The 26,978-nt window shown below is 59.8% G+C and carries 19 protein-coding genes and 1 tRNA gene; 10 read left to right on the forward strand and 10 right to left on the reverse strand.

The window, feature by feature from the left end; genetic code table 11:
• The first annotated feature begins 91 nt into the window (after positions 1-91).
• Both H2O65_RS06470 and H2O65_RS06475 read left to right on the forward strand, forming a co-directional pair.
• Positions 92-2,662, forward strand: a complete 2,571-nt coding sequence (locus tag H2O65_RS06470; protein WP_182140950.1) for a DUF3696 domain-containing protein — start codon at positions 92-94, stop codon at positions 2,660-2,662.
• Positions 2,662-3,714, forward strand: a complete 1,053-nt coding sequence (locus H2O65_RS06475; RefSeq protein WP_182140951.1) for a hypothetical protein — start codon at positions 2,662-2,664, stop codon at positions 3,712-3,714. The genes H2O65_RS06470 and H2O65_RS06475 overlap by 1 nt, the downstream gene beginning before the upstream one ends.
• Here the strand turns inward: H2O65_RS06475 and H2O65_RS06480 are convergent.
• Together H2O65_RS06480 and H2O65_RS06485 are read right to left on the reverse strand one after the other, a co-directional pair.
• A complete protein-coding gene (locus H2O65_RS06480; protein ID WP_182140952.1) occupies positions 3,689-5,041 on the reverse strand; it encodes a hemolysin family protein in 1,353 nt (450 codons plus the stop codon). The two genes, H2O65_RS06475 and H2O65_RS06480, sit on opposite strands and share 26 nt — an antisense overlap.
• Positions 5,042-5,714: 673 nt before the next feature.
• A complete protein-coding gene (locus tag H2O65_RS06485; protein ID WP_182140953.1) occupies positions 5,715-10,193 on the reverse strand; it encodes an acyl-CoA dehydratase activase-related protein in 4,479 nt (1,492 codons plus the stop codon).
• 89 nt (positions 10,194-10,282) lie between these two features.
• Here H2O65_RS06485 and H2O65_RS06490 point away from each other — a divergent pair, with 89 nt between their 5' ends.
• The 4 genes from H2O65_RS06490 to H2O65_RS06505 all read left to right on the forward strand — a co-directional run bounded on the left by H2O65_RS06490 (position 10,283) and on the right by H2O65_RS06505 (position 14,521).
• The gene (locus H2O65_RS06490) at positions 10,283-10,993 is read left to right on the forward strand and encodes a TetR family transcriptional regulator (RefSeq protein ID WP_182140954.1); all 711 of its coding nucleotides are present in this window, start codon (positions 10,283-10,285) and stop codon (positions 10,991-10,993) included.
• A 163-nt stretch (positions 10,994-11,156) separates the two neighbouring features.
• The gene (locus H2O65_RS06495) at positions 11,157-12,062 is read left to right on the forward strand and encodes an ABC transporter ATP-binding protein (protein ID WP_182140955.1); all 906 of its coding nucleotides are present in this window, start codon (positions 11,157-11,159) and stop codon (positions 12,060-12,062) included.
• Positions 12,046-13,695 (forward strand): ABC transporter permease, encoded by a 1,650-nt coding sequence (locus H2O65_RS06500; protein WP_220458721.1) that lies wholly within the window; start codon positions 12,046-12,048, stop codon positions 13,693-13,695. Before H2O65_RS06495 ends, H2O65_RS06500 begins: the two co-directional genes overlap by 17 nt.
• Positions 13,696-13,759: 64 nt before the next feature.
• Positions 13,760-14,521, forward strand: a complete 762-nt coding sequence (locus H2O65_RS06505; RefSeq protein ID WP_182140956.1) for a glycerophosphodiester phosphodiesterase family protein — start codon at positions 13,760-13,762, stop codon at positions 14,519-14,521.
• Positions 14,522-14,540: 19 nt separating this feature from the next.
• Here H2O65_RS06505 and pgl read toward each other — a convergent pair whose 3' ends face one another.
• From pgl to gndA, 4 genes are read right to left on the reverse strand one after another with little or no spacing between them, the layout of a single operon-like run.
• Positions 14,541-15,320 (reverse strand): 6-phosphogluconolactonase, encoded by a 780-nt coding sequence (gene pgl / locus H2O65_RS06510; RefSeq protein ID WP_182140957.1) that lies wholly within the window; start codon positions 15,318-15,320, stop codon positions 14,541-14,543.
• Positions 15,320-16,234: a glucose-6-phosphate dehydrogenase assembly protein OpcA gene (locus H2O65_RS06515; RefSeq protein ID WP_182140958.1), complete on the reverse strand. Its 915-nt coding sequence runs from the start codon at positions 16,232-16,234 to the stop codon at positions 15,320-15,322. Before H2O65_RS06515 ends, pgl begins: the two co-directional genes overlap by 1 nt.
• Positions 16,231-17,772 (reverse strand): glucose-6-phosphate dehydrogenase, encoded by a 1,542-nt coding sequence (gene zwf / locus H2O65_RS06520; protein ID WP_182140959.1) that lies wholly within the window; start codon positions 17,770-17,772, stop codon positions 16,231-16,233. The genes H2O65_RS06515 and zwf overlap by 4 nt, the downstream gene beginning before the upstream one ends.
• Positions 17,769-19,211 carry an NADP-dependent phosphogluconate dehydrogenase gene (gene gndA / locus H2O65_RS06525; RefSeq protein ID WP_182140960.1) on the reverse strand — a complete coding sequence of 481 codons (1,443 nt, stop codon included), beginning with the start codon at positions 19,209-19,211 and terminating at the stop codon, positions 17,769-17,771. Before gndA ends, zwf begins: the two co-directional genes overlap by 4 nt.
• Before the next feature lie 80 nt (positions 19,212-19,291).
• On the opposite strand from gndA, the gene H2O65_RS10375 reads away from it, so the two are divergent.
• Positions 19,292-19,738, forward strand: coding sequence for a hypothetical protein (locus H2O65_RS10375; RefSeq protein WP_220458722.1), 447 nt, complete (start codon positions 19,292-19,294; stop codon positions 19,736-19,738).
• 3 nt (positions 19,739-19,741) lie between these two features.
• Here the strand turns inward: H2O65_RS10375 and H2O65_RS06535 are convergent, their stop codons facing one another.
• A complete protein-coding gene (locus H2O65_RS06535) occupies positions 19,742-21,136 on the reverse strand; it encodes an MFS transporter (protein WP_182140961.1) in 1,395 nt (464 codons plus the stop codon).
• A gap of 160 nt (positions 21,137-21,296) precedes the next feature.
• On the opposite strand from H2O65_RS06535, the gene H2O65_RS06540 reads away from it, so the two are divergent.
• On the forward strand, positions 21,297-21,764 hold the full coding sequence (locus H2O65_RS06540; protein ID WP_182140962.1) for an SRPBCC family protein: 468 nt from the start codon (positions 21,297-21,299) through the stop codon (positions 21,762-21,764).
• Positions 21,765-21,832: 68 nt separating this feature from the next.
• Positions 21,833-22,270, forward strand: a complete 438-nt coding sequence (locus H2O65_RS06545) for a putative immunity protein (RefSeq protein WP_182140963.1) — start codon at positions 21,833-21,835, stop codon at positions 22,268-22,270.
• A gap of 318 nt (positions 22,271-22,588) precedes the next feature.
• Here H2O65_RS06545 and H2O65_RS06550 read toward each other — a convergent pair whose 3' ends face one another.
• Positions 22,589-23,635 carry an esterase family protein gene (locus H2O65_RS06550; RefSeq protein ID WP_182140964.1) on the reverse strand — a complete coding sequence of 349 codons (1,047 nt, stop codon included), beginning with the start codon at positions 23,633-23,635 and terminating at the stop codon, positions 22,589-22,591.
• 253 nt (positions 23,636-23,888) lie between these two features.
• Entirely contained in the window at positions 23,889-25,019 is a 1,131-nt protein-coding gene (locus H2O65_RS06555; RefSeq protein WP_259349471.1) for an IS1249 family transposase, read from the reverse strand.
• Positions 25,020-25,513: 494 nt separating this feature from the next.
• On the opposite strand from H2O65_RS06555, the gene H2O65_RS06560 reads away from it, so the two are divergent.
• Positions 25,514-26,698, forward strand: coding sequence for an IS1249 family transposase (locus tag H2O65_RS06560; protein WP_259349472.1), 1,185 nt, complete (start codon positions 25,514-25,516; stop codon positions 26,696-26,698).
• 197 nt (positions 26,699-26,895) lie between these two features.
• Here the strand turns inward: H2O65_RS06560 and H2O65_RS06565 are convergent.
• Positions 26,896-26,968: transfer RNA gene (locus H2O65_RS06565), tRNA-Ala, on the reverse strand.
• Positions 26,969-26,978 lie beyond the last annotated feature (10 nt).

A 26,978-nucleotide genomic window follows, 5' to 3' on the forward strand; every position in this document is an offset into this window, starting at 1 on the left:
CCATTCCCCCACGGTAGCTCCCAGCGCGGATCTCGCCTATGGGTTGCATACTGAGCGCGAACGTGCCCCTGCCATGCCATAAGCTTCGAAGGTGACTGAACCAGAGAAAACCTCTTCTTGGGAGCGTGACAGCCTCGTCCTACTTGCGAAGCGCTCAAGCTCCCCGGAAGCATCCATCACCTATGCCCTGACCGCCCTGTTTCGCACCTGGAAGCAGCACACTGGTGCGGACATTAACGTAGATGCCCTCATTGAACCGCTGGCGTCGAACTGGTCCGATCTGGCGTCACGCACCTGCGGTGAGATTGACGACGATGCGCGCCGCACTGCGGCCGCAGACATCTCCGCCCGGTTCGAAGCCCTTCTCGACGCGCGCGCCTCCCTCGCTTCACGAGCAGCTCTGCAGTCCATGTCTTCACCCGCGCTGAACAAGCTCATCGGGGCACTGGCCGGATCCGCCCAAAATGCAATGGATCCAGCTTGCGGACTCGGCGGCACGCTTGCAGCAGTGGCGCGGCAAACCCAGTGTCTCTACGGAATCGACACCGACCCCTACGCAGTCGCCATCACCCGGATGCGTCTCCTTATCGCGGGGGCTGTCGATCCGATCATAGAGGTCGAAAACTCTCTCACCGACCCACCCGAGCGCAAGTTCGACCTGGTCATCTCCCAGCCGCCCCTCAACCCACATCTTTCAAGCGCAGAGATCGCACCCAGCCTGGTCTCACAAGTGGGTCCTGAGTGGCGCACCCTTGATGGGAACGCTACCTGGCTTGCTCTCGTGGCATCGTTGATCTCTGCAACGGGGCGCGGGATCGTGGTTGTTCGGCCCGCCTCTTCTTCCTACCGCACACAGATTCAAACAGTGCGCCGCAAGCTGGCTAAGGAAGGGCGCCTCGAAGCCGTCATCACGCTTCCCCCAGGTTCAGAGCTAGGCAGCGACGTCGCACCTTTCCTGTGGGTACTGTCGGGTGCACGCGATCCCAAGAAACTTGGCGCCGACGGTGAAAGCCGGGTACTGATGGTTGCAGCCAGCACCGTTGATGGATCTGAGCAAACTCGCTCCGATGCGGCCTCGGTAGTGCAACTTATTGTCGACTGGATAGACGAGGCCAAAGAACCGGTTGCACCGCCATGGCTTGCCGCACTTGTCCCCTCATGGGAGTTGGAGGCGAAAGGCTATGCACCGCAACTGCACCTGACGAACCCACCGATTCGTCACCAGGTTCGGCCCACACCCCCGGGCCATCTTCTCACCGAGCTCCGACTCCACAACTTCAAGAGTGTCGGGGAGCCCCTCACGCTTCCCCTGCGTCCCCTCACCCTGCTCTACGGGAAGAACTCCGCAGGCAAGTCGTCCCTGATCCAGTCGCTTCTGCTTCTCAAGCAGTCGCTTCTCAGTGGGGCATTCACGGCAGCCGGTGACAATGTCGACCTCGGCAGCCTGCCCGGCCTGCTGCATCGCCATGATCTTGGCGAACCAATGAACATCGGCATTTCATTTGCCTCCAACCCAAGCATCGATGCTGATGCGGCCCTGCCGGATCCGCGTCGGATGCGCTCCTTTGATGTTCGTTTCACCTATCCCCATACTCAAGACACGGGGATGCCGGAAGCGTTGAAACTTGGTTTGGGCGACGACAGCTTTAGGTTCGATTTCCACGCCCCAGACTTCTACCTCCCCGTTGACGCATTTCGGCGAGCCACCACACTTCTCACCACGGAGGGCGCCCTCTACCGCTCTGACCTGGTGCAGGGCACTGAGGCTGCCGGAGCGTTAGCTGATGCCGCACAACCCTTCGCCTTCCTAGCTGACGACGCGTTTCCTGAGCTACTTTTCCGACCGGATGGCATCACGGTTGGCACACTGAACCCTCAGTTCCGAGCAGAGATTGACTACCGAACATCCGGGTCCGCCTACCAGGCCTGGGGGCGCGAGGCGGTGAGTGCGACCACCCGACTATTCCAGGCCCTTTCCCAAGAGTCCGTGAACCTCGCCCAACGCATGGTGTACCTGGGTCCCCTGCGCCGCGCTCCAGAGAGGTTCAGTCACCGCAACGCAAACGCGGGCATCTTCGACATGCCGTTTTTCCTGTTGGAGAACCCTTCAGAACGCGAAGAGGTGTCCGCGGCACTCCAGCGCCTCGGGGTGCCGTACGTCCTCGACGTCGTCAACCCCATCCACCCCAAGCACCGCGACACCCTAGGGGATATCGCTTCGGTGGTACTCACCGATACCCGGAGTGGGGTGGATGTGACACCGGCCGACGTCGGATTCGGAATCTCCCAGGTCCTGCCGATCATCACGGAGCTTTCGGCGCGAACCAACAGCGTGATCATGGTTGAGCAGCCTGAGATCCACCTCCACCCAGCCATGCAGGCGGAACTAGCTGACCTCTTGATTGAGTCAACAAATCCTGCGGGTCGGGGCAACCAAATCATCGCCGAGACCCACTCTGAAACCCTCATCATGAGGATCCAACGACGCATTAAGGAGCAGTTGATTACGCCCGAGGACGTCCTCCTCCTCTACGTTGATCAAGCCGAAGGCGGGAACGCCTCCATACGCGAACTCCGCATCGACGAAAGTGGCGAGTTCATCGACCACTGGCCAGGCGGCTTCTTCGATGAGCAGTTCAATGAAATCTTCGGGGACTTGTAGTGCTGCTCAACGTTCACATCACGCCGCGCGCGCTGGTTGAAACAACCCAGTCGGAAGCGCGGTTCAATGCACCCGCGCTCCGTCGTGACCTGGTTGAACTGCTACTCCGCCACGGCGTCATGCGCTTCACGTCCTCGGACGAGGCCGGACGGTGGATCGACTCCCTGGGACTGCCAGACCTGACTCCAGCGGAGAAAAAGGAGTGGCAGCAACTACTCCTCAGCCTCAAAAAGCAGGGCAGGCTTAGCGCTTCCACTCCCCCGCTGATCACAGATGCCGAGGTCGCCAGCACACTCGCCGAGATCGAGGGCCTCACCAAGGGTGCGCCAATGCTCTCGGTGCTGGGGGAAGAGACCTACCGGCGACTCTTTCCCGATGCGACCAGTGGTCACGCTGTGCCTTACCCGGGTTTGGAGATCACCGTTCCCGGCTCGGTTGCGGACTCACAGCTCTACCAGGGCCTGCGGGAGCTGGTAGACACCGGAAGACTCCCCGAAGGAACCCCGCGGAGCGAAGTGTGGAACTCCCTCTTTGGACCCCTGGCCTCAGTTAGCAAAGAAATCACCATCTTTGACAAATATCTGCTGAGCCGACTGTTTGAAACCGGTGATGAACACGTCACCTGGATGCTCAAGAACCTCAACGAGGTCGCCCCCGAGGGCGCGGGAGTGGTCCTAATCGCCGCGCGCGGCATCGAAGGTCAATACGGCGAGGAGAGGATTCCCTCTGACGCTCGCGAGGCTGAACGCCTGCTTCGTGAGTACCTCCCAGACACCTGGGGGCGCCTCGGCTCCGTCCAGGTGGTATTCGCAGAGTCCACCCGCGCGCGCCACATGCATCACGACCGCCACGTCCGGTTTAGCGCCGGTGCGGCAATCGAAGTCCCCGCGGGTTTCGACCGTCTTGACCAGCCTCGCCTCCGGGACAGCTTCGGCTTCACCTACAGGTGGTCACCGGCTGCACTGGCCGAACTGGAGTCGCGTGAGCAGGAGGTCAAGCGCGCCCGCGGCACCCACATCGTGCGACTCAAGGCCGGGAGTCGTCCCTCTTAGTGGCTTCATCTTGTCCAGAGCCCTCCGGGGTTGGTTGCACGCGAACCTCAACAATCCTGTTACCGTCAACCTCCGTGACCTCAAGTGTCCACGATTCGTCCTCGACCACCACTGTCACCGAGTCCCCAACTTCGGCAACGCGATCGAGGTTGTCCATGACGTAACCGCCGATAGTCTCATAGGGCCCCTCGGGAAGCATCAATCTGGTCACGTCAGCGACGTCCTCGAGCGTGAGGACACCGGGAACCAACCACGGCCCCCGTTTCGACTCACTGGTCACCTCAGCGTCGCCCTCGTCGTATTCGTCCTGAATATCACCAACCAGTTCCTCAACCAGGTCCTCCAACGTAACAATCCCGTCGGTGCCCCCGTACTCATCGATGACGAGGCCGATGTGAACACGCTGGTCACGCATGGTTGTGATAGTTGGCAGCAGCCTGTTAGAGCCAGGAAGGACCACGATGTCACGCACCAGATCACGAATGTAGATCGGCTCGCCACCGCGGTTACGGAACGCCGCCTCCCAAACGTCGCGGACGTGAACAAAACCCATGATGTTGTCAACGTTGCCATCACGGACCGGGTAGCGTGAGTAGGGCTGTGCGGAGACATTCGCCAGCGCATCCTCCACCGTTTGGTCCGCATCAAGAAACGCCACGGCGTGACGAGGTTGCATAACTTCCGCCAAGGTGTGGTCCCCCGCAGCAAAAACGTCAGCGAGAATGCCCCTCTCGTCAGCATCCAAGCCTTCGTGCCCGGTGACGACCTCGCGGAGCTCGGCCTCGTCCATTTCTTCGCTGGTCTTGTTGGGATCACCGCCGAACAGCCGCACCACGGCGTTCGTCGAAGCGGACAAGACAGCGATGACGGGTCTCATCAGCGTTGCGAACGACCCCAGAGTCGGGGCAGTGGCGAGCGCAACTGTTGTTGAACGCTGCAAACCGATGCGTTTCGGAACCAGTTCGCCGAGGACCAGTGAAAAGTAGGCAATAAGAAGGGTCATGAAGATCAGCGCCACCGTGTTAGCAACCGACGTGTTCATGCCCCAACTTGTCAGAAGTGGGACGAGGGCGGGCGCAATTGCTGATGCCCCATAGGCTGCGGAGAAGAACCCTGCCACGGTGACACCAATCTGCACCGCAGCTAGGAAGCGGTTCGGGTCCCGGGCGATTGCTGCGGTCCGCTCACCCCGCTTGCCCTTCTTGGCCAACTGGTCAATTTGACTGGGTCGCAGTGATACCAGGGCGATTTCGGTACCCGCGAAGATACCGCCGATGATTATGAAGAGGAAGACGAGGCCGATGCTCCACCAGATGTCTGCGCTCATTGCGTCACTGCCATCTTCAAGAAGGTCACGCAGGTGGGTCGGCCGTTGGTACTTCGATAATCATCCATCCACCTATTCCATACGAAACCATGGCGGCTTCGCAACCTGAGCAAGAGGGTTTGCCCTAGGCAGAAATCGCCTGCTGACCTATCCGCACTATTGTGGCAAGATCTGGGGCCAAAATCGCTGGTCTTCATGCCACAAGAGTGATGTCAGCCAGAGGCGGACCCCGGAGATCCAGCACCCGCCCAGCCCACTCCCAGCACCCGCCCAACCCACTCCAAGCACCCGCCCAGCATGAAGTGTATACGTGGGGGCGAAATGTGCCTCTGGGGTATGTACCCCAAGGTGACTTCCGTTCCCCACGTATACATTTCACGCCGTGGAGGGCGGCAAACACACGGTGGAAGCGTGAGGGCCCACCATGGAGGGTGGTAGACACACCACGGAAGCCGAAAAGCGGGCGACTGGGGTGGAAATGGCCGCGACGAAGGTGGAAGCACACGCATCACTGCGCGACGCCCCAGCATTAGCGCGCCGGTTAGGGCATAGCGAGCCGGTCCGGCCCCTCTACACCCTGAATGACGCCGTTATACGACCTAGTCGGCTCGCTATGGCCCAACCGGCGCGCTAACGGGAACGGGCGACGCCGTCGGACCAGTCCCGGGATTGGCTAGGCCGAGCGCCGTACCTCCGGGCGCACCATCGGCAAACCGAGGCTCACCGGGCCTCCACTCGAGGCCCCTGCTAGCGCAGAAATAGAACATCCGCCGCACCCAGACGCTTCGGGTTCGTCCCAAGTAATCTGCGTGTCCGCGCCAAAGTCGAGCCGCGTTTCCTGGTCGCCGTGCTGCTGCATGGCGGTTGCCAGCATCAACTTGATGCGGTTGAGCTGGTTCACCTCGGAAGCGCCCGGATCAAAGTCAACAGAAACCACGTTGGCCTCTGGGTAACGGTTGCGAATCGCGCGGAACATGCCCTTGCCGATGACGTGGTTAGGCAGGCAGGCAAACGGCTGGGCACAGATGATGTTGGGACAGCCGTGCTCGATCATGTCGACCATCTCTGCCGTCAGGTACCAGCCTTCACCCGCCTGGTTCCCCATGCTGGCAATGTCCGTGGAACGCTCAGCCATCTCAAGGATCCCTCTGTGAGGAACGAACTTCCCGTTAGTCTTCAACAGCGCGGCCCGCACCGGATCTTCATACCTCTCCATCGCCCACAGCGCCGCCGAGCGCAGCCTGCGGTTCTTAGTTGTTCCCCCCAGGTTCTCCTGGTTCCATTTCCCGCTAGCCGCTGAGTTATGGAAGAACTGCATGAGGCCGGGAAGGACGGCCTCGCACCCCTCTTCCTCAATGACATCAACAGCGTGATTGTTAGCATCGGGATGGAACTTAACCAGGATCTCCCCCACCAACCCCACCTGGGGTTTGCGTGGAATATCCAGCAGTTCGAGGTCGTCAAACTCCCGGACGCACTTTGCAATCAGCCTGCGGAAGGTCCAGTGTCCGCGCCACTCCTTCGAGTAGCCGCCCTCAGAAAGCCACTGCGTCATGAGGTCGTTCCACCGCTCGTAGAGCTCCATGGCACTGCCCGGAACGGCCTCGTAGGGACGCACTCGCAGCAGCAGCGACTGCAGCAGGTCACCAAGCACAATGGACTGGATCGCTCGGTTGATATCACCAAGACCCAGCGTAAACCCGGTGTTCTCTTCGATTCCCTGCACCGAGGCCGCAATCACCGGAACCTGGGGGAAGCCCGCGTCCCGAAGTCCCTTGCGGAGCAGCGCCGCATAGTTGGTAGCCCGGCACATTCCGCCAGTCTGCGTGACGGCAACTGCCGTGCGATCAGGGTTGGATCGACCCTGAACAAACTCATCCAGTAGCTGTCCGATCACCACGATGGCCGGATAGCACGAATCGTTGTTGACGTACTTGAGGCCCGTCTCCATCGTCTCGTGGTTAGTGTGTTCGAGGACGCGCACGTTCAAGCCCGCGCGCTGCAGAACCGGCTCAAGCAGTCGGAACTGGATCGGAGCCATCTGAGGGGCAAGGATTTCCCACCCGTCCTCGCGCATCTCCTTCGTGAAGGAAGCGTGGGGCACCACGTGTCCGGCCTCGGCGGCCTCCTCGGCAGCGGCAGCGCCCGAGGGGTCAACCAGGTCCAGCGTGTCGACGTGTTCCGACACCAGTGACTCCCGCTCGGTAACGGCAGCCTGCAGCGACCGCAGCCGAATCCGTGCTGCGCCAAGGTTAGAAACCTCGTCGATCTTCAGGACGGTGTGCACATCCCCGCGGCCCTCGAGGATCTCTTGCACCTGATCAGCCGTGATGGCGTCAACGCCGCAACCGAATGAGTTGAGCTGCACCAGCTGCAGCGACGGCTCATCACCGACCCGTGCGGCGGCCTCGTACAGTCGAGAGTGGTAAGCCCACTGGTCACGCACCCGTAGAGGCCGCTCCAGCCGGCCGTCAGTGAGGCAATCTTCGGTGAGCACAGCCATGCCAAGACCGTTGACCAGCTCGGGGATTCCGTGGTTGACCTCAGGATCAAGGTGATACGGACGTCCGGCGAGGACGACCCCCTTGACGTCGTGGTCAGCAATCCATTGCAGGTACTCGGCACCCTTCTCACGAACGTCACGCTTGAACGCGGCATCCTCTTCCCATGCGGCGTCGAGGGCGGCCTGCATTTCGTCGACCGAAACATCCCAGTCGGAAAATGCTGAGGCAAGGTGCTTAGCAAGGTAATCGCGGTTGTCCAGATTCACGAATGGAGAGATGATCCGAACGTCCTCCGCCTGCTCAATATTGTTGCGGATAACCTCCGGGTAGGTCGCGACCACCGGACAATTGAAGCTGTTGTCAGCCCCGTCAAACTCCTTCTGCTCGAAACTGACGCAGGGGTAGAAGATTGTTCTCACACCCTTGTCGAGCAGCGACTCGATATGACCGTGGACCAGTTTGGCCGGGTAGCAGACGTTCTCAGAGGGAATGGACTCCATCCCCCGCTCAAAGAGGTTGTGGTCGGACCGTCCTGAAATCATGACGCGGAACCCCAGAGTAGTCAGCATCGTGAACCAGAATGGGTAGTTCTCATACAGGTTCAATGCACGCGGAATGCCGATGTCACCGCGGAATGCCTTCGCTTCTGTCAGGCGGCGGTAGCCGAAGAGCCGCTTGTACTTCCAGTCATACATGTTCGGCAGCTCAGACTTCTTGGGGATCCGCTCCAAAGAGGCGCCGCGATCACACCGGTTACCAGAGACGCTGCGTTCCCCATTGGAGAAGGTAGAGATCGTCATTTGGCAGTGGTTCTGGCACAGGCGGCAGGTCTTGCGGGTTGTCTCCACACTAAAGCGGTCGAGGTCGGACAGCTCAGCAAGGGTCGACTGGGTTCCCTCATCGTGAAGTTTGGCAGTCAGGGCTGCCCCGTAGGCTCCCATGAGTCCGGCAACCGAGGGACGCACGACCTCACGGTCGGTGAGCAGTTCGAATGCCCGAAGCACCGAATCATTGAGGAAGGTGCCGCCCTGGACGACAACCTTGTCGCCGAGGTCGGAGGGGTCCTTGAGCTTGATGACCTTGTAGAGCGCATTACGCACCACCGAGTAGGACAGGCCCGCGGAGATATCGCGAACGTTGGCCCCCTCTTTCTGCGCCTGCTTCACCGATGAGTTCATGAACACCGTGCAGCGTGTCCCCAGATCCACCGGCGCATCAGACTCAACGGCGAGGCGGGCGAAGTTCTGCACGTCCGTACCCATTGTCGCCGCGAAGGTCTGCAGGAACGACCCGCATCCTGAGGAGCAGGCCTCATTCACCGAGATTGAGTCGACTGCGCGATCCTTGATCTTCAGGTACTTCATGTCCTGGCCACCAATGTCGATTACCGAAGTAACCCCGGGCATCATGTGGTCGGCTGCGCGGAAGTGGGCCATGGTTTCGACAACGCCCTCGTCCATCTGCAGAGCAGCGGCAACCAGGGCTTCCCCGTAACCGGTTGAGCAGGAGCGTCCGATGTGAGCAGTCTCCGGGAGCTCCTCACGCACCCGACGCAGGATGGCGACTGCCGCGGCCACTGGGTCGCCCTCGTTGGGGGCGTAGTGAGAGAAAACAATCCTCTCGTCCTCGTCGACGAGGACGGCCTTGATGGTTGTCGAGCCAGCGTCAATTCCCAACCAGCACCGCCCGTGAGCCTGAGAGATCGGAAGGGTCGGAACTTCGTCGAGGGCGTGGCGGTCTTGGAACCGCGCCCTTTCCTCATCGTCTGCGAAGAGGGGCCTCATCCGAGAGGACTCCGCAATGACATGGGCCGTTGTGAGGCGGTCGATAAGCGTGACCAGCTTCTGTGCCGACTGCGCCTCGGTTGCGGCATTCTCCGCCGAGAGCGCGGCACCCATAGCGACGTAAAGCTGGGCGTTATCAGGGGTGACGAAGCCTTCTGCGCTGGGAAGCAGGCGCTCATAGGCAGCGCGAAGCTGGGGCAGGAAGTGGAGCGGGCCACCGAGGAACATGACGGTGCCGCGAATCGGCCGCCCATTCGCCAAACCCGCGATGGTCTGTGTCGCAACCGCAGAGAAGATGGAAGCCGCAAGATCTTCGTGCGCCGCACCTTGGTTGAGGAGTGGCTGGAGATCTGACTTGGCGAAAACGCCACATCTCGACGCGATCGGGTAGAGCTGCTTGTGGCGCGAAGCAAGGTCGTTGAGGCCTGTCGGATCAGTCTGCAGCAGAGTCGCCATCTGGTCGATGAACGCACCGGTGCCGCCTGCGCAGGTGCCGTTCATGCGCTGCTCGGGCGTGGGGTGCAGGTAGGTGATCTTGGCGTCCTCACCCCCAAGTTCGATGACGACATCAACTTCGGGATGCAGCGTCTGGGTTGCATGCGTGCCCGCGATGACCTCTTGAACGAAGGCAATGCCCATCGTCTTGGCAAGAGAGAGTCCGCCCGAACCTGTAAGCGCAGCGGTAATGGGTACGTCCTCGAACCGGTCGTAGATGTCCGCCAGTAAGCGAAGTAGCTCCCCCCGCACGTCGGCATTGTGGCGGCGGTAGTCAGAGAAGACCACGCGGTTGCCATCAAGGAGCACTGCCTTGACCGTCGTGGAGCCAACATCCAGCCCCAGGCGGAGCGCGTTACTACTGCTCATTGCTTCCGGTACCTCCTACATCATCAACTGGCGCCGAGTGTACGTAGATAACGCTGTAGTTTCCACCCTGTTTAAATTAGGATGAGACCATGTCGTCGAACAACCCAGAAGCCGCACCACAACGCCCAAAAGACGCCCAACCCACAGCTGGGACCAACGACCCAAGGAAGTCAGAAGGGAAGAAATTGTCTTCCCGCGGTCCCTCTGCGAAACGAGGTGAGATCAAAGAAAAGATTCTTGTCGCAGCACACGAAGAGTTTGTGGAGAAGGGCTATGACCCGACAACGATGAGCGCCATCGCGAAGCGGGCCGGTTGCACGTCCGCCATGATCACGTACTACTTTGAAAGCAAGCAGCGTCTGTTTCGCGCAGGCTTCAACCTGCCACTCGACCCGGCGGAGACGATCCTCGAACACCTCTCTGAAGGGCGCGAGGGTGCTGGCGACAGGATTGCGCGTCGAGCCTTCCAGTTCTACGAAGAAGGTACCTCTGGCGAGACACTTCGCGTCCTGATGCAAACGCTTATGACCGACGCCGGTACAAGCCAACGCTTTCGCGACTACATCCGCAACGATGTCATTGGTGAGGTCGGCGCAAAGCTTGGGATCACAACAGAGCTCGCGGAAGAAGTCGAAATCGCGATGGCCGCAACCTTCGGCGTCATCACCATGCGCTACATCGTCAGGCTGGAACCGCTTGCCTCCATGCCGAAAGAGCGACTTATCCGGGAACTTGGGGCCATCCTGCAGATTCGTATCGACCGCGCCTTTGCCCGGCTGGAGAGATCGCAGGAGCGATAAGCTCCAACCTCCTGTACGGGGTTTCCATCTCCTGAAGCCCATTTTTGAGATCGCGTACCGCCTAGCACCATGCTAAATGCCGAAATGACAGCGCGATAGAGGCACTAAACTACGATCGATACCGCGAGCTGCGCGATCCAACAACTACAACGGGGGTGTTGGAATGACACTGTCCAAGACGATTGAGGTCCGGGAAGTCACGAAGTCCTTTGGCAGGTTTCAGGCGCTCTCCGGACTCAATCTGACTGTCGAGGCCGGCCAGGTTCACGGCTTCCTGGGTCCCAACGGGGCCGGGAAAACCACCGCGATTCGTGTCCTGCTGGGACTAATCCGCGCAGACGGTGGAACGGCAACCGTCCTCGGGCAAGATCCCTGGAAGGATGTGGTGGAGCTTCACAGACGCCTCGCCTACGTTCCCGGGGATGTCTCGCTGTGGCCAAAGATGAGCGGAGGCGAGGCTATCGACCTGCTCGCTTCTCTGCGTGGCGGCCTCAATGAGAGCCGCAGGACCGAGCTGATTGAACGCTTTGAGTTGGACCCAACCAAGCGTGGGCGCCAGTACTCCAAAGGTAACCGGCAAAAGGTCGCCATCATCGCAGCACTTGCCTCCGACGCTGAACTACTGATTCTTGACGAACCAACCAGCGGCCTCGACCCCCTGATGGGCAAGGTGTTCCAAGAGGTGGTCGGGGAAGCAAAAGCGCGGGGAACAACAGTGCTGCTTTCCTCCCACATCCTCGCGGAAGTGGAGAATCTAGCGGACCGCCTCACGGTGATTCGCGATGGCGTCGTGGTCGAGGCCGGAACGCTGGAGCAGTTCCGCGGGCATGCGCGAACGACAATCACTGCCACGTTGCATCGAGTTCCTTCTCCCGCCGCCCTGACCGGCCTTCAGGACGTGCACCTTGACGGCAACAGGCTCACTGCCACGGTCGGAGCGGACGGCGTGGGAGTAGCGATGACGGCGCTGGTCCCCTACGGACTCACGGCCCTCACGGTGGAACCGCCATCGCTAGAGTCGCTGTTCCTTCGTTTGTACGAGGACGAAACCAGTGACCAGGATGGCTAGGCGGACCCGAGGCCGTCACGGCGAGGGCACGACTCGAAGCACTAGCCCCCTGACCGGTACCGGAGTGCTGCTCAAGACCTCGCTGCGCTACGACGCTCACACTTTTGCGCCGTGGATCCTCATTGCCACCGTTCTGTCTGTCTCTTCAGTGGTGCTGTATCCGGTGATTTTTCCCGAACAGGCTGATCGAGCAGCCTTTGCCGCTGCGGTCGGATCAAATCCCGCACTGGGATTGGTGCTGGGCCCGGCATTCGACCTTGCGACCGTTGACGGCTTTAATGCCTGGCGTTCGCTCGCCCTCGGCGGCTTCCTCACTGCGCTCGCCGCGACCTTCACGGTGGTGCGAGCAACCAGGGGTCAGGAGGACTCGGGGCAGGCTGAACTGCTTGCTTCCAGCGTCCTCGGGAGGGGAAGTCGGCTCCTTACCGGCGTTGGACTTGCACTGATCGAATCGGTCCTCATCGGCCTGGTATCTGGCGTCGCGACAGGCCTATTCGGTGGGGACTGGGAATCCTCACTGCTTCTTGGGGCAACATTTACCGCCACCGGATGGATGTTTACCGGATTCGCCGCGGTCGCCTCCCAACTTGGGACCGACGCGCGAGCAGCATCAACACTGGCGCTCGGAACCTTGGGCGTACTCTACGTGCTACGCGGTTTGGCTTACTCCCTCAATGCGGATGCCTGGGCGATGTGGGTCAACCCGCTGGGATGGCTGACCGAGGCGCGCCCAGCGACGGGCAACAACTGGCTTCCACTGGTCTATGCCGTCGTTTTGACAATCATCTGCCTTACGTTGGCCTTTGTCCTCCAGTCGAAGCGCGATTTCGGGCAGGGAGCTGTGGCACCGCGCCCGGGGCCCGCGCGGGGGCGCATCCGCTCGCCGTGGGGCTTGGCAATACACATTAATGCGGGCCTGTTGCTGACATGGATAGTTGCCTTCATACTTCTTGGCATCACATTTGGCTACTTCACCGGCTCCATCGAAGAGGTTCTCAATCAAGACAGCGCCGTCGCTCATATCTTGGCGGCGGGGGCCGTAACCCACGACGAACTGATTGGTGCCTTTTTCTTGAGTATCCTGGCGATCCTAGGAAGCCTTGCCGCGATTCCGGGTGTCCAAGTGATCCTCAAGGTCCGTTCAGAGGAACTCGCTGAACGGGTTGAGCCAATCCTTGCTGGTGCGGTGTCCCGGTGGCGCTACTACGCCGGAAATGTCGGACTGGCGTTCCTTTCCTCAACCATCTACCTCGTGACGGCTGGAATGATTCTCACCGTCCTAGCGGTGCGGGCCGATGTCGGTATTAGTTTTGGTGAGGGCATGCTTCAGACTCTGGCTACTGTCCCGGCGATGTGGACGGTGGTGGCGTTTTCGGTCCTGGTTGTTGGCGTCCGCCCTCGTGTGCCGCTGGCAGCCTGGGCAGGCGTGCTCATGTCGTTCATGCTCACCCTGCTGGGGCCATCCTTCAACCTGCCGGACTGGGCGCTGGGAATAAGTCCGTTCTGGCATGTCCCCGTTGTCACACAGCCAAGTCCTGACTGGTCAGGGCTGCTTTGGGTCAGCCTCTTTACGGTCGGCTTCCTCACGGTCGGCTTTGTTGGGTTCAGGCGACGCGACCTCGCCACCACCTGAACGAAGGGCGAATACTATTGTCAATGGGATGCCGACCCGCAGTACTCGCAGCAGAGGAGCTCAGATGTCAGTAACCATACCCATGGCCCATGTGCCGACCAGTAGCCGCATGGTGTTTGCCCACCGCGGGCTCAACCATCAGGCACCGGAGAACACGATGCCAGCATTCGAGGCCGCAGCCGGGGCCGGTGTGCAATGGATTGAGACTGACGTCGACATCATCGCCGACGGCACCCCCATCCTGATCCACGACTCCACCTTGGATCGCACCACGAACCGCACCGGCGGCTTCTATGGCCTCACCCGTGCTGACCTCAGTCAGATCGACGCGGGCGCCTGGTTTGGAAGGGACTTCCGCGGCACCCGCATTCCGCTTCTCTCAGACCTGGTCACATTCATGAACGAGGCCGGTGTCAACGCCAACATTGAGCTCAAAGCACATGAAACAGGTAAGGAAGGCTCCCTGAGGCTGATCGGATCGGTGCTGAAGGAACTGGAAAACCTCGACCCGGAACGCGAGCTAATCATTTCCTCGTTCTCATCCCTGTTGCTTGCTCACTTTCACGAGGAGGCGCCCGAACTGGCCATCGGAATGCTCTGGGAGTCCAAGGCAATGTACTACGACTGGCTCTCCGTCCTCGAGATGGTGGGTGCGAGCTACATCCACGCTGAGGACGTCGACCTGTCCCCCACACGCATGGATGCTTTCACGGGCGCTGGCTACGGCGTCAATGTGTGGACGGTGAATGCTCCCGACCGCGTAAACCAGTTGTTCAACTGGGGTGCAACTGGCATCTTCACAGATACAGCCGACCGCTTCGTGTAGCCCAGTGAACGTCGTGGCCCTAGCCCTTGCCTCGGCTTCCCTTCGAGGCCGCCGCCACGTCCACCAACCACAGCGTCTCTTCTGTCCCGCGGACCGAGCCCGCCGGCGTCACCTTGCGCGGAGCGCCCGACCACGCGGAAGCAACCGCGTCAGCCTTGTCCGCCCCGGCTGGTACCAGCCAGATCGCCCGAGCGGCCTCGATCGCATCGAACGTGAGCGAAACACGAAGCGGCGGGGGCTTCGGAGAATCGCGCACCGCGACCACCGTGCCACTGGCGTCAAGCGCGGCGTTACCCGGGAACAATGAAGCGATGTGACCATCGGGGCCAACCCCAAGCATCAGCACGTCAAACTCTGGCACGCCGACCCCCTCGGGAGCGAACTCTGCCAGTTCGCCAGCATAGAGTTCCGCCGCAATCTCAGGTGTCGCGACCCCACCTTCTGGGTCAAGGGCCGGCATCTGGTGAATGTTCGTCTCAGGTATGGCTTCGGCAAAGCGACTCAGAAACACCTCCCGGGCCCCGGTCTCATTGCGTTCCGGGTCGCCATCCACAAGGAAACGCTCATCCCCCCACCAGAAATGCACTTGCGCCCAGTCCACCGCGCCCGCGGCGGGCTCATTGACGATGGCAGCAAGCGTCTTGGTCCCCACGGTGCCCCCGGTAAGCACGACGTGAACCGGTGACGTCACGGACTGGACGTCCGTAATGCGTGTGATCAGGCACGCGGCAGTGCCCGCCGCCAAAGTGTCGGCGTCCGGGTAGACAACTACCCGTGGTGTCGGTGGTAAAACAGTCATCATTCCTCCAAGAGTGCGAGCCCATTAAGCAGGACATCGCCGTATGCTTCATCGGCATCGAGCCGCCTGAGATCCTCTGCCAGACTCTCACTGAGCGGACGCATCGGCAAGGTAATGTACTGGCGAGGTTCACCGGGAACCTGCAACGACGCGTTCCTCCCGTCAGGACGCGACAGCACAATCGGTCCCGACTCGCGCTCTAACCGCAACTCGGTGAGTCCCGGGGCGCCCTCGATCCGCTCCATCTCAACAGGGCACTCCAAGTGCAGCGCCAGCCACGCCCCCAGGAGGTCGAGGGCGGGGTGCCCTGCCTCTCCCGTCACGCTCGCTGAGAGGACAGGTTCATAGGGCGGCTGGTCCAATGTCGCAGCGATCAGTCCGCGCCACAGAGTCGTCCTCGTCCACGCCAAGTCAGTGTCGCCCGGTGCGTAATGCTCGCGATGCTCACGCAACTGACCCATGCCATCAGTCGCTGAATAGCTATCCGTGATGCGCCGCTGGGCCAACTTCCCGAGCGGATCGGTCGACGGAGATGATGGTGAGTTGCACGGCCAGTACACCACCACGGGGGCGTCCGGCAGCAGAAGTGGAAGGACCAGTGTGTCGAGGTGTTCGGCCAGTTCCGCGCTGTGTTGCAAAACAATGACTTCGCTGGCCCCGGCATCGTGACCCAGCCGCAGTTGCCCGTGCAACTCCCCCTCAATGTCATCGTTTTGTACGAGGGCGATCACGCGGCAGGGATGCTCCCTACTCGCAGTGTTAGCGGCCTCGATTGCGGGCTCAACATCGGCATGGCCTGCGTCGATGACCAGGGTGAGGACGCGGGACAGCGCCACTGCTCCACCCTCTTCACGCTCGTGGATGAGCCGCCGATTAATGTCAGCAACGGTTGTGTTGTCCATGTTGATAATCACGGGCGCCTCCAGCTGTGTCCGTCGCGTCGAACCATTTCCTCTGCCGAGTCTGGCCCCCAGGTGCCGGCGCGGTATGGCTCAGGCTTCCCATTGTTGGCCCAATATTCGATGACGGGGTCGAGGATCTCCCACGACAACTCCACCTCACGGTGACGCGGAAACAGCGGTGGGTCACCCAGCAGAACATCGAGAAGCAACCGTTCGTACGCCTCCGGAGACGCCTCCGTGAACGAGTGCCCATACCCGAAGTCCATCGTCACATCGCGCACCTCCATTACCGCCCCGGGAACCTTCGCGTTGAACTGCAGGCTCGCCCCGTCGTCGGGTTGGATGCGGATGACGAGGGCGTTATTGCCGGGCTCACGGCTCCCAGTGGTTGAGAAAGGTAGCGGCGGCGCCTTCTTGAAGACTACGGCAATCTCTGTGACGCGGCGCGCCAGCCTCTTGCCGGTCCTCAGGTAGAACGGGACTCCTGACCAGCGCCGGTTGTCAATATCCACGCGGATTGCAGCGTAGGTCTCCGTCGTTGAGTTGGGGTCAAATCCGCCCTCGTCCAGATATCCGACAACCTGCTGCCCACCCTGCCACCCGGCCTCATACTGACCGCGGGCGGTGTGGTATTCGATGTCGGGCGGGACGCTCGCGGCTGAGAGAACCTTGACCTTCTCAGTCTCTAGGTCATCGGCATCGAAAGTGACCGGCTCCTCCATGGCGGTGAGCGCCAACAGCTGCAGCAGGTGATTTTGAATGACGTCCCGAGCCGCACCGATCCCGTCGTAGTAGCCGGCACGCCCACCAACACCGATGTCTTCGGCCATGGTGATCTGGACGTGGTCGACATAGCGACTGTTCCACAGCGGTTCGAACAACTGGTTTGAGAAGCGCAACGCCAAGAGGTTCTGCACCGTCTCTTTGCCAAGATAATGGTCGATGCGGAAAACGGAACGCGGCGGGAAGACGTCCTCGACCACGCGGTTGAGGGCGCGGGCTGACTCGAGGTCGTGCCCGAACGGCTTCTCAATGACAACGCGTCGCCAAGACCCGTTGGCGCCCTCGGAAATCCCCGCACGTGCCAACTGTCCGCACACCTGCGGAAACGCGCTGGGTGGCACGGAGAGGTAGAAGGCGAAATTGCCACGCGTGCCGCGGGTGCGGTCCAGTTCCACCATGACATCCCGCAGCCTGTCGAAAGCAGCGTCGTCGTCAAAGGAGCCACTGACAAAGCGGATGCCACCAAGCAGTTGTTGCCACGCCGCCTCATTGAACTCGGTACGTGAATACTCTTGGATGCACTCTTTGACGACCTCGGCGAACTTCGCGTCATCCCAGTCGCGGCGACCAAACCCAATCAGAGCGAATCCCGGTGAGAGGAGCCCGCGGTTGGCGAGGTCGTAGATGGCCGGGAGGAGCTTCTTGCGTGCCAGGTCTCCGGTGACTCCGAAGATCACCAGGCCGGAGGACCCAGCAATGCGCGGCAGCCTCCGGTCACGCTTGTCGCGCAGTGGGTTGTGTGTCGCGGTTACTTCTGCGGGGCTCATTGTTCGGTCTCGGACCGATCCGCTGTCCATTCGGTATGGAAGAAGCCGGGCCGATCGGTGCGCTGGTAGGTGTGTGCGCCAAAGTAGTCACGTTGCGCTTGGATCAGGTTGGCCGGAAGCCGCTCGGCGCGAACCCCGTCGTAGTAGGCCAGCGACGAAGAGAAAGCGGGGGTCGGCACCCCGTGTAGTGCAGCGTCAGAGACAATACGCCTCCACGACTTCAGCCCGGCTGCAACAGCGCCCGTGAAGTATTCGTCCGCGAGCAGCAGCGGCAGTGCCGGGTCGCGCTCATAGGCCTCAGTGATGCGATTGAGGAAGCTTGCGCGAATGATGCAGCCACCACGCCAGATCCGCGCCATAGCCGCGCGGTTGATGTTCCACCCGAAGGCCTCGGAAGCCGCGGCGATCTGGTCGAACCCCTGGGAGTAGGCAACAATCTTTGAAGCGTAAAGCGCCTGACGTACGTCTTCAATGAAGGCGTCACGGTCAGTGATGTCCCAGGGAAGAGTGTCAGCCGGAAGCACCCCTTGGGCAGCTTCGCGCTGCGGTACCGATCCGGACAGCGCACGGGCAAAGGTAGCTTCCGCGATCCCCGTGATCGGCACCCCGAGGTCGAGGGCGTTCTGCACCGTCCAACGTCCAGTCCCCTTCTGTTCGGCCTGGTCAAGGACGATGTCCACGAAAGCCTTGCCGGTTTTGGCGTCAACCTGAGAGAGGACTTCAGCGGTGATTTCAATGAGGAATGACTCCAGTTCGCCCTCGTTCCACTTGGCGAAGATTTCCCCAATTTCAGCTGCCGATGCGCCCAATCCCTGGCGGAGCAGGTCGTAAGCCTCAGCGATTAGCTGCATGTCAGCGTACTCGATGCCGTTGTGAACCATCTTGACGAAGTGCCCGGCACCGTCCGGACCGACGTAGGTGGTGCAGGGGACGCCATCGACCTGGGCTGCAATGTCCTCAAGGATCGGCCCCAAGGTTTCGTAAAACTCAGGTGCACCGCCGGGCATGATAGAAGGTCCGTTGAGCGCGCCCTCTTCTCCCCCGGACACACCCATACCAACGAAGTGGATGCCCGCCTCACGCAGCGCCAGTTCCCGGCGCACAGTGTCGGGGAAGTGGGCGTTTCCGGCATCGACAATAATGTCGCCCGGCTCCAGGAGCGGAACCAACTCGTTGATGACGGCGTCGGTTGCGACACCAGCCTGAACCATGGAAATGATTGTTCGAGGGCGCTCCAGCGACTCGACAAACTCTTCCATCGTCGTCGAAGGCACAAACTCGCCCTCGTCCCCGTGGTCCTCAATCAGCGACTGGGTGCGCGCATAGGTGCGGTTGTGAACCGCCGTCACATAGCCGTGCCGCGCAATGTTGCGCGCCAAGTTGCGACCCATAACTGCCAAACCTGTGACCCCAATTTGGGCCTTCGTACCTAGACTCATGGCTCTACTGTTCCGCAAGTCGGCCCAAGTGGTCCGGGATGTTCAAACTATGACCAGGAGCGACCCTGATAAGGTTTGCAATGGTCCTTGACGGATTGACCCCCGCCAACAAATTAGACGGAGCGCGATGTCTTCGCAGATTCTCGATGCGGGTGGCGATCTACGCTGTTGGCGGCGGCCTGCTTGAGGTGCTGGTCAGTCCCATCGTGGAGCACCTGCCAACTCCGGCAGACCAAAAGGCCTCTGGAATGGCACTGCTGCATTCCTTCTACTGCTGGGGACAGGTCGCAGTTGTCGTGGGAACCACGATCATCCTCGGACTGCTCGGGCCCGGACTGTTTGCGCTCCTCATGGGCATCGGGCGCTTCGCATACGGGAGGTGGGGTTCCGGCCTCGACCTGCGGCGACTCCTTCTCTTCTCAAGTGTCGGCGCGGTGATTCCAGCGGTCTTCGCGGTCGTCGTGTGGCGTTTCGGGAAGGTCCGGCACACTTCGGCAGTACCTGCGGGTGCCAGACCCAAGCCCTGATTCCTACTTCTCGTTTTCTGCCAACTCTTGGCGGAGCTTATTATTTGCCTGCTCGACCCGCAGCCACCACAGCAGGAACGCGATGAGGGCCGCGATGATTACTGGCAACCACAGGTACATGAAGTTCAGCATGTTGATTGCCGTCGCAGGTTGCACTGCTGCTCCCCCGACGTAGCCACCGGCAGCGAGGAGCCAGCCCGAGAGGGCGACACCGCCGCCGCCGCCGATCTTCACGCCCAGTGAGGTAGCGGAGAACATCATGCCGTCGATCCGCTTGTTGTGGGTGAGGTAGGTGTTCTGGGAAGCCTCCGCAATCAGTGCGTTTAGTGTTCCCTGGAGCGGGCTCATCCCGAAGGACGCCAGTGCCGAGAAGGCCAACATCAGAGGAATGTTCCCCATCCCGGCCGCAACAATCACCAGGGCCCTGCCGACGAATGCGATGACGTAGCCAACGAAGTTGACCGGGTAGATCATACCGACTCTCTTGACGATGAAGGGTGTGACAACCAGTCCCAAGATGAGCGGCACATTGATCGCCCACGCAAACGTGGAGAAGTAACTCGCATCCCCAAGGACGTAGGTCATGAAGTAGATTCCGGTCCCCATCATGGCGGTGAAGAGCTGCCCCATCATGAAGACTGCGACAACTAGCAGATAGTACTTGTTTGAGAACAGAAGCTTGAACGACTCAAGTAGTGGGGGTGCGCCCTCGTCAATTGCTTCCTGCTCTTCTTCGGCGTCCTCGCCAACCTTTTCGTAGAGGACTTCGGCGGGAAGCTCACGAACTGAGAACACGGAGATAGTGTTGACGACGAGGCCGATCACAGCGTAAAGGATGGCCACATTGCGCCATGCGGCTGCGTCCCCGCCGAATGCCTGCACCAAACCAACCGTCGATACCTGGATCACCAGGCTGGTTCCGAAGGCGAAGATGAAGCGCAGGGAACCCATCTGCACCCGCTCTTCAGGGTTCTTGGTGATCAAAGCGGTCAGGGTTGAGTAAGAGATGTTGTTTGCGGTGTAGAAGACGGCATTGAGCAGCACGTAGGTGATGAAGAACCACGCGTACTTAGAGAAGTCGCCAAGGTCGGCGGGGATGGCAAAGATTGCGACAATCATCAACGCACACCCGAAGTATGCGTAGAACATCCAGGGACGAGCCTTACCCATCTTGGTATTCGTTCTATCGATGAGTGCCCCGAAGAAGAGGTCGGAGACGCCGTCGAATATCCTTGCCACCATGATCAGGGTGCCGACAATGCCGGGATTCATCCCCATCGTGTCGGTCAGGTAGATCATCACAAAGAATGCGATGAACGCGTAAACAACGTTGCCGCCAACGTCGCCCGCGCCGTAACCGACCTTGTTGTACCACTTCAAATACTTCTTGTCGTCCATGTGTCTACCTCAAGCGCCGTTGCTTTTCTCAGTTCCCAGAACGGGTCTTTAGCGACCCCTCGTTAAGACCGCATAACCTAACTACTATCAACAATCGCGCCGCAATAACGGAAGTTTGGAAGAACGAAATGGCTGCAGTAACCCAACATGAGGAGTCACCATGACAAACACCGAGGTCAGCGTAGCTACCGCACCCCAGACGTACCACATCTTCATCAAGGCTCCTGCCGACACCATCTGGGACGCGCTTGCACGCCCAGAATTTACTGCTAAATACTTCTACGGCTCCCGCGTGGAAACAACCGCTGAGGTCGGTACGCCCTTCCGCTACCACTCACCCGACGGCGCATCACTCTGGGGTGACGAGGTCGTGCTGGAGTCTGACCGCCCAAACAAACTAGTCGTCGGCTGGCGATCCCTGTTCAACCCGGACGCTCGCGACGAGCCACCAAGCCGCGTTTCCTGGCAGATCGAAGACCAGAGCGACGGTACCTGCCTACTCACCGTTATCCACGATCAACTTGAGGAGTCCCCTAACACGGCGGCAGGGGTTGGCGGACCCGGATGGATGTTCGTACTCAGCGGCCTGAAGACACTACTGGAAACTGGCGAGCCGATGGTTGGGTAGCTGAGCCTAAGCCACCTTCGCAAAGCCCGATTCTTGACCGGTTGAGATCGTCCTGTGAACATGGATGCATGGCCCCAGAACCGTCAGACCTAACGTTGCCCGAAGCGGAGCGGCGCGACCTCATCCGCTGGGCAGCGGAATGCGTTCGGAGGCTCCTGCCAATCTTCGAGAGTGCAGCGCCCGGCGATCCCCGTCTTTCACAAGCTCTTGACGGCGCGGAGGCCTTCGCACGCGGTGAACTCAGCGTCGGGCCGATGCGTCACCTCGCTTTCGGATGCCACGCCGCAGCGCGCGACGTTGACGACGTAGCCGCATCAGCCGTCGCCCGAGCGTGTGGTCAAGCTGCCGCCATCGCCCACATGGGCGGGCATAGTCGAGAAATCAGCCGCTACACAGCAAAGGCACTTGGAGGGGATGCAGCGCCGGAACTGGCGTGGCAACGCGAGCACATCCCGGTCCGCTTCGAGGCCTATGTCTACGGCTCCCGCGTGGAGACCACCGGTTAGGTCCGTACATCCTTTCGCTACCACTCACCCGACCGCCACCACCACCACGCGAAATGCATACGTTGGGAACCGAAACAACCCTGGGGTATGCACCCCAGACACACATCCCGTCCCAACGTATACATTTCACGAACTAGGGGCATCGGCTCAGGAGGGGCCATCCATCGGGTACCCACAGTTCGCACAGGTGTCTTCGCCCGGCTCGCTGGCAGTGCCGCAACGCTGGCAATACTGCACAGGCGACATTGGATGAATCACGCACTTACCCCTTTGTACATGGTGGACGCGGCTCAAAGATGGTAGATGGCAGAGCGGCAGCTACCGAGTCCGCGGATTCCAGAAGAACCGCAGCCCATTGTAGGTGTACTCGTCAGACGCAGCGCCATCATGGCGGTATCCTTCGCGTTCACGGTAGGCAAGGTTCCCCTCAGCTTCACTGTCGGCCTCCACAAAGACCCCGTTGGCGCTGCCTGCCATCGCGTCGATCTGATTCTTGAAGCCCGAGTACGCAAAATCGTCGGTGCCGGTCATCGCGAAGATGAAGAAGTCGTCGCTGGTATACCCGGAATCTCCGACAATCCCCTCTAAGAACTCGCTATCAGAAGACAGGGATCCGCTCATCGGCATGAAGTAGCGGAAGTACGGGAGTGCGTGCTCGAAGGTGCGCCACGTGTTGACCGACCCCATTGAAAACCCGCCAAAGCCACGGTGATCCCGAGATGCTTCGATTCCTTCGGCGCTGACGTCCTCGGCATACGTGGAGTACGTCGACTCTGCCGCCGGGATCAGGTCATTGACCAGCTCGTTGTGGAAGTTGTCCGTCAGCCTGATCGCCAGACCATAGTCGCCACTATCTTCGGGGCTCGTGTTGTTGTAGGTAGGCAGCACAATAATGAGGGGCTCGATCAGACCGTCCTCGATCCCATGATCCACAACATTCTTGAACGTCGTCGGGTTGGTATCCGTACCCATAATCGTCGTCTCGTTGCTCCACCCGCCGTGGCTCAAATACAAAACGTTGTAGGGCTGCTCATCCGTATATCCGTAGGGCACATACACCCAGGCGGTCTTCGCCAGCTCCTGACTGCGGTCCTCATATGAGAAGGACTCATACGTCGTGTAGGTGAGGCGCTCCAGTCTGCCCTGCCGGTTGGCCGGGACGCGGTAGTCGTCGGGAATCATCTCGAGGTCGGAAGGAATCGTCGCGCTCATTCTCTCCCCTGACTGGGTTTCGGTCTCGCGAATTCGTTCGAGGGCGTCACTGGCTCCGTCGGGGCTCTCACCGCCGCTAGTGCATGCGGTCAGGAGCAGTAGACCAGCCAAAGAGGCAACGGCGGTCATTCTTCGGGACGTTACTCGATGCATGCTTCGAGGCTAGCGACACTGTCGCCGCCAAAGGAGGAACTGTCAGTACACCGCCGACAGTCTATGCACGCCGTCACCTGCGCGTCCTGAGGGACACACCAGTCACGCGGGCGAACCTCTCTAGACCCCGTGACGCGAAATGTATACGTAAGGAACCGCGGCGACCCTGGGGTACGCTCCGCAGACATCCATTTCGTCCCAACGCATACATTTCGGGTTATAGGACATTAAGTGTGTCTGGTCTGGGTTTGAATTACTGTTTCCAGGTTTTATGGTGTAGGTCTTCCCAGCTAATGGCGGTGCCCCATTTGACGGGGCCGTGCTGGCGGTGGTGTTGGAGCGCGTCTTGGTAGAGAGCCTCGATGGTGGCATCGGTGGGCATTTCACCAAGGATCCGCGCCGCGGGTAAGGGGCTGGGTGAATGCGTGTAGCACCACCAGTAGGCGGCTTTGACGCGGTGTAGGAAAGGCATCCCGCGGTGCCAACCCCACATGCGACGGATTTGAGCGTTGATGCCCCCTTCGAGCCGGCTATTGGTGGAGGGTAGGGTCTCAAGGCCGCTGGCAGCGAGGAGGGCGGGACTCAAAAACGTGAAGAGCTGGCCTTGACGTAGCAGGGTACGCACAAGGTTTCTGGCACGTACCAGTTTGGCGTGGGTGTCTTTATACTCCCCGGTTGCGTACACGCTTTTCTCGGCTAGGAAACCGGCCCACCGGGCTTCCCAAGCCAGGTAATCCTGCTCCCATTGCCAAGCATCTTTGGGAGTTTTTGCTGCTAGTAACTGGTGGGCTAACCACTTGAGTTCCCGGCCCGGAGCCAGCCTTGGCCGTTTAGACGTCAACGCAGTGATATTCAAGTAAACGTGGAACAAGCAGCGCTGAATTCGCACCTGGGGCCAGGTGTCTTTCATGGCTTTACGAAAGCCGCTGCCCCCATCAGTTACCACCATGAGTGGGGTGCTTATCTGGGCGAGGAGCGCTGACCAGGCACCAGCGTGTTCAGTTCTGGCGAGGTACCAGCCCAGAGGAGTACCAGCCTCGTTGCAGCCAATCAGGATCACCCCTTTACGACCCATATGAAGACCATCAACATGCAGCACACTCACTGATTCGTCTCGAAAGTGCGGCAGCGGCCAGTAGGCCCAGTATTTTGCTGTTTTCCGACGAAAAGTGCGCGATGTTGAGTCACTCATTTCCCCTTGAGCTAACGGCTTTAGTAGCCATTTCAAGAAGGTTGCCAGCCCCGCCGCGTCCGCGTTGTTCTTCCTAACCAAACTCACCCCGCAATCAGGGTTTTTACACCGCCAACGCAACGTCCCAGCCTTAGTTGTTCCGTTCCTCTTCATCGCTTGGCCACACACGTGGCAACACGGTCTACGTTCCATCCCTTAAGCGAATCGGTCACAACATATAGGACAAATCGTGTGTCCACCAAAAACCCGGGTTTCAAACAGACTTATCCCTTGGAACCACAACGAAAAACCCGGATCCTAGACACACTTTTTGGCCACCCATGAAACCGGGCCAACCCAGTTTCAAAACCCGAACTACAGCGCCAACACAACAGAAAACAGCCCCAAAAAACACACCAAATGTCCTATAGCCCGGGTAGTGACGGCAACGGTGACCGGTCGTAGAGGCGAGAAGGATACCCACAGCCTTTTCTGCGAAGAGCCCGATAAGGTTGCCGATGTCGGCATACATCGCCGATAATTCGGGATAGCGGCCATTATTGGTGTCTAAACTCCAGTGTTTTCGTTGATGTAGCAAGGGAAAGTTGGTGTTGATAGTCTTTTGAAGCCTATTTTTCGGTAGAGCCTCTCACGTCCCACACCTTGACTGATTTGTATGCTAGGAACCGGTCTGATCTTGTTCAAACATGGGAAGACCTGCATCTATAAAGAAATGTCCTGATTGTCATCAGCCAGGGTTGAAACGTAATGGGACTCGTAATGGCAAAATTCGGTGGCGATGCACCAACTGCGGATCTAGCCCCTCACGCACTCGCCCTGATACGACACAGTTAGCCCAGTTCACAGCCTTCCTGGCATGGATCAAAGGTAAGGAATCACAAGGCGAGGTTGATGGCACACGCACTGGCAGAACCGCTAGGCGCCAGTTCTCGTGGTGTTGGAATGTGCCAATCCCAAAGCCTCCCGTCACAGGGGAGATCTTTGACGAAGTATTCCTTGATGGAAACTATCTGCCCCACCATTGGTGCATACTCCTGGCACGGTCTTCAACAGGTCCTGTGACCACTTGGCAGTGGTGCAACACAGAAACTGCCGCCGCCTACCAAGCAGTCCTAGCCCGTATGGCACCACCGGTAGTGGTTGCTATAGATGGCAGTGGAGGATGCCAGAAAGCACTGAAAGAGACCTGGCCAGACGTAACCGTGCAACGCTGCTTAGTGCATGTACACCGCAACAACCTTCGCGACTTAACGTCAAAGCCGCGAACCGGGGCAGGCAAAGCACTCCTGGCACTATCCCAAACCCTTCTCAAAGTCACCAACCTTGACGAAGCTGCTATATGGAGCGCGAACCTTGCTGCCTTCTACAGCGAGTACGACACTTGGCTCAAGGCACGCACCTACGCCCGTGAGGACCCTGAAGAAGCCCTTAGACGCGGGAAGAAACCCTCTGGCTGGTGGTACACCCATGAACGAGACCGCCGCGTGTACTACCGGTTCGACCGACTCTTCACCAACGGGCAACTCTTCGCTTTCCTCACCGCTATACCCGGCACTATCTTGGAACGAACCACTAACCCAGTTGAGGCCATAAACGCCCAAATCACACGGCTAATCGGCCTGCATCCCGGACTCAGTGAAGACCACATGATCGCCGCTGTGGAATGGCTCTTGTATTCCTATACCGAGAACCCAAGCACACCAGCAGAAATCCTAAAGAACTGGCGCAACAACGGGGAACCCACCCGGCGACTCATACCCAAACACAAGAAACAACCAACACCACAAGGACCCCAAAAATGGGGCACTGCCCCAACCCCCGAAGAAGGACTCTGGGCCAGAAAAGGATGGGCAGGCAAGTGGCAACCCTAACGACACGCCCAAACCCCGGAGTTTAGACACCAATAATGGCCACATCCCCGATAATTCACCCAAACACCGGCGACCTATGACGATATTGGCGACCCAGAACCGAAAAAGCACTGACATCGGCGACCCAGTCCCGAGAGCATCCCACGCAACAAGAAATCCCGGGACACCATCGGAACGATGACCCGGGAAACAAAAAGTGGAGCTAAGGGGATTCGAACCCCTGACCTCTTCCATGCCATGGAAGCGCGCTACCAACTGCGCCATAGCCCCGAACAAGAGA

This window comes from Schaalia sp. JY-X169, from assembly GCF_014069575.1.
In the GTDB taxonomy this organism is placed as follows: domain Bacteria; phylum Actinomycetota; class Actinomycetes; order Actinomycetales; family Actinomycetaceae; genus Scrofimicrobium.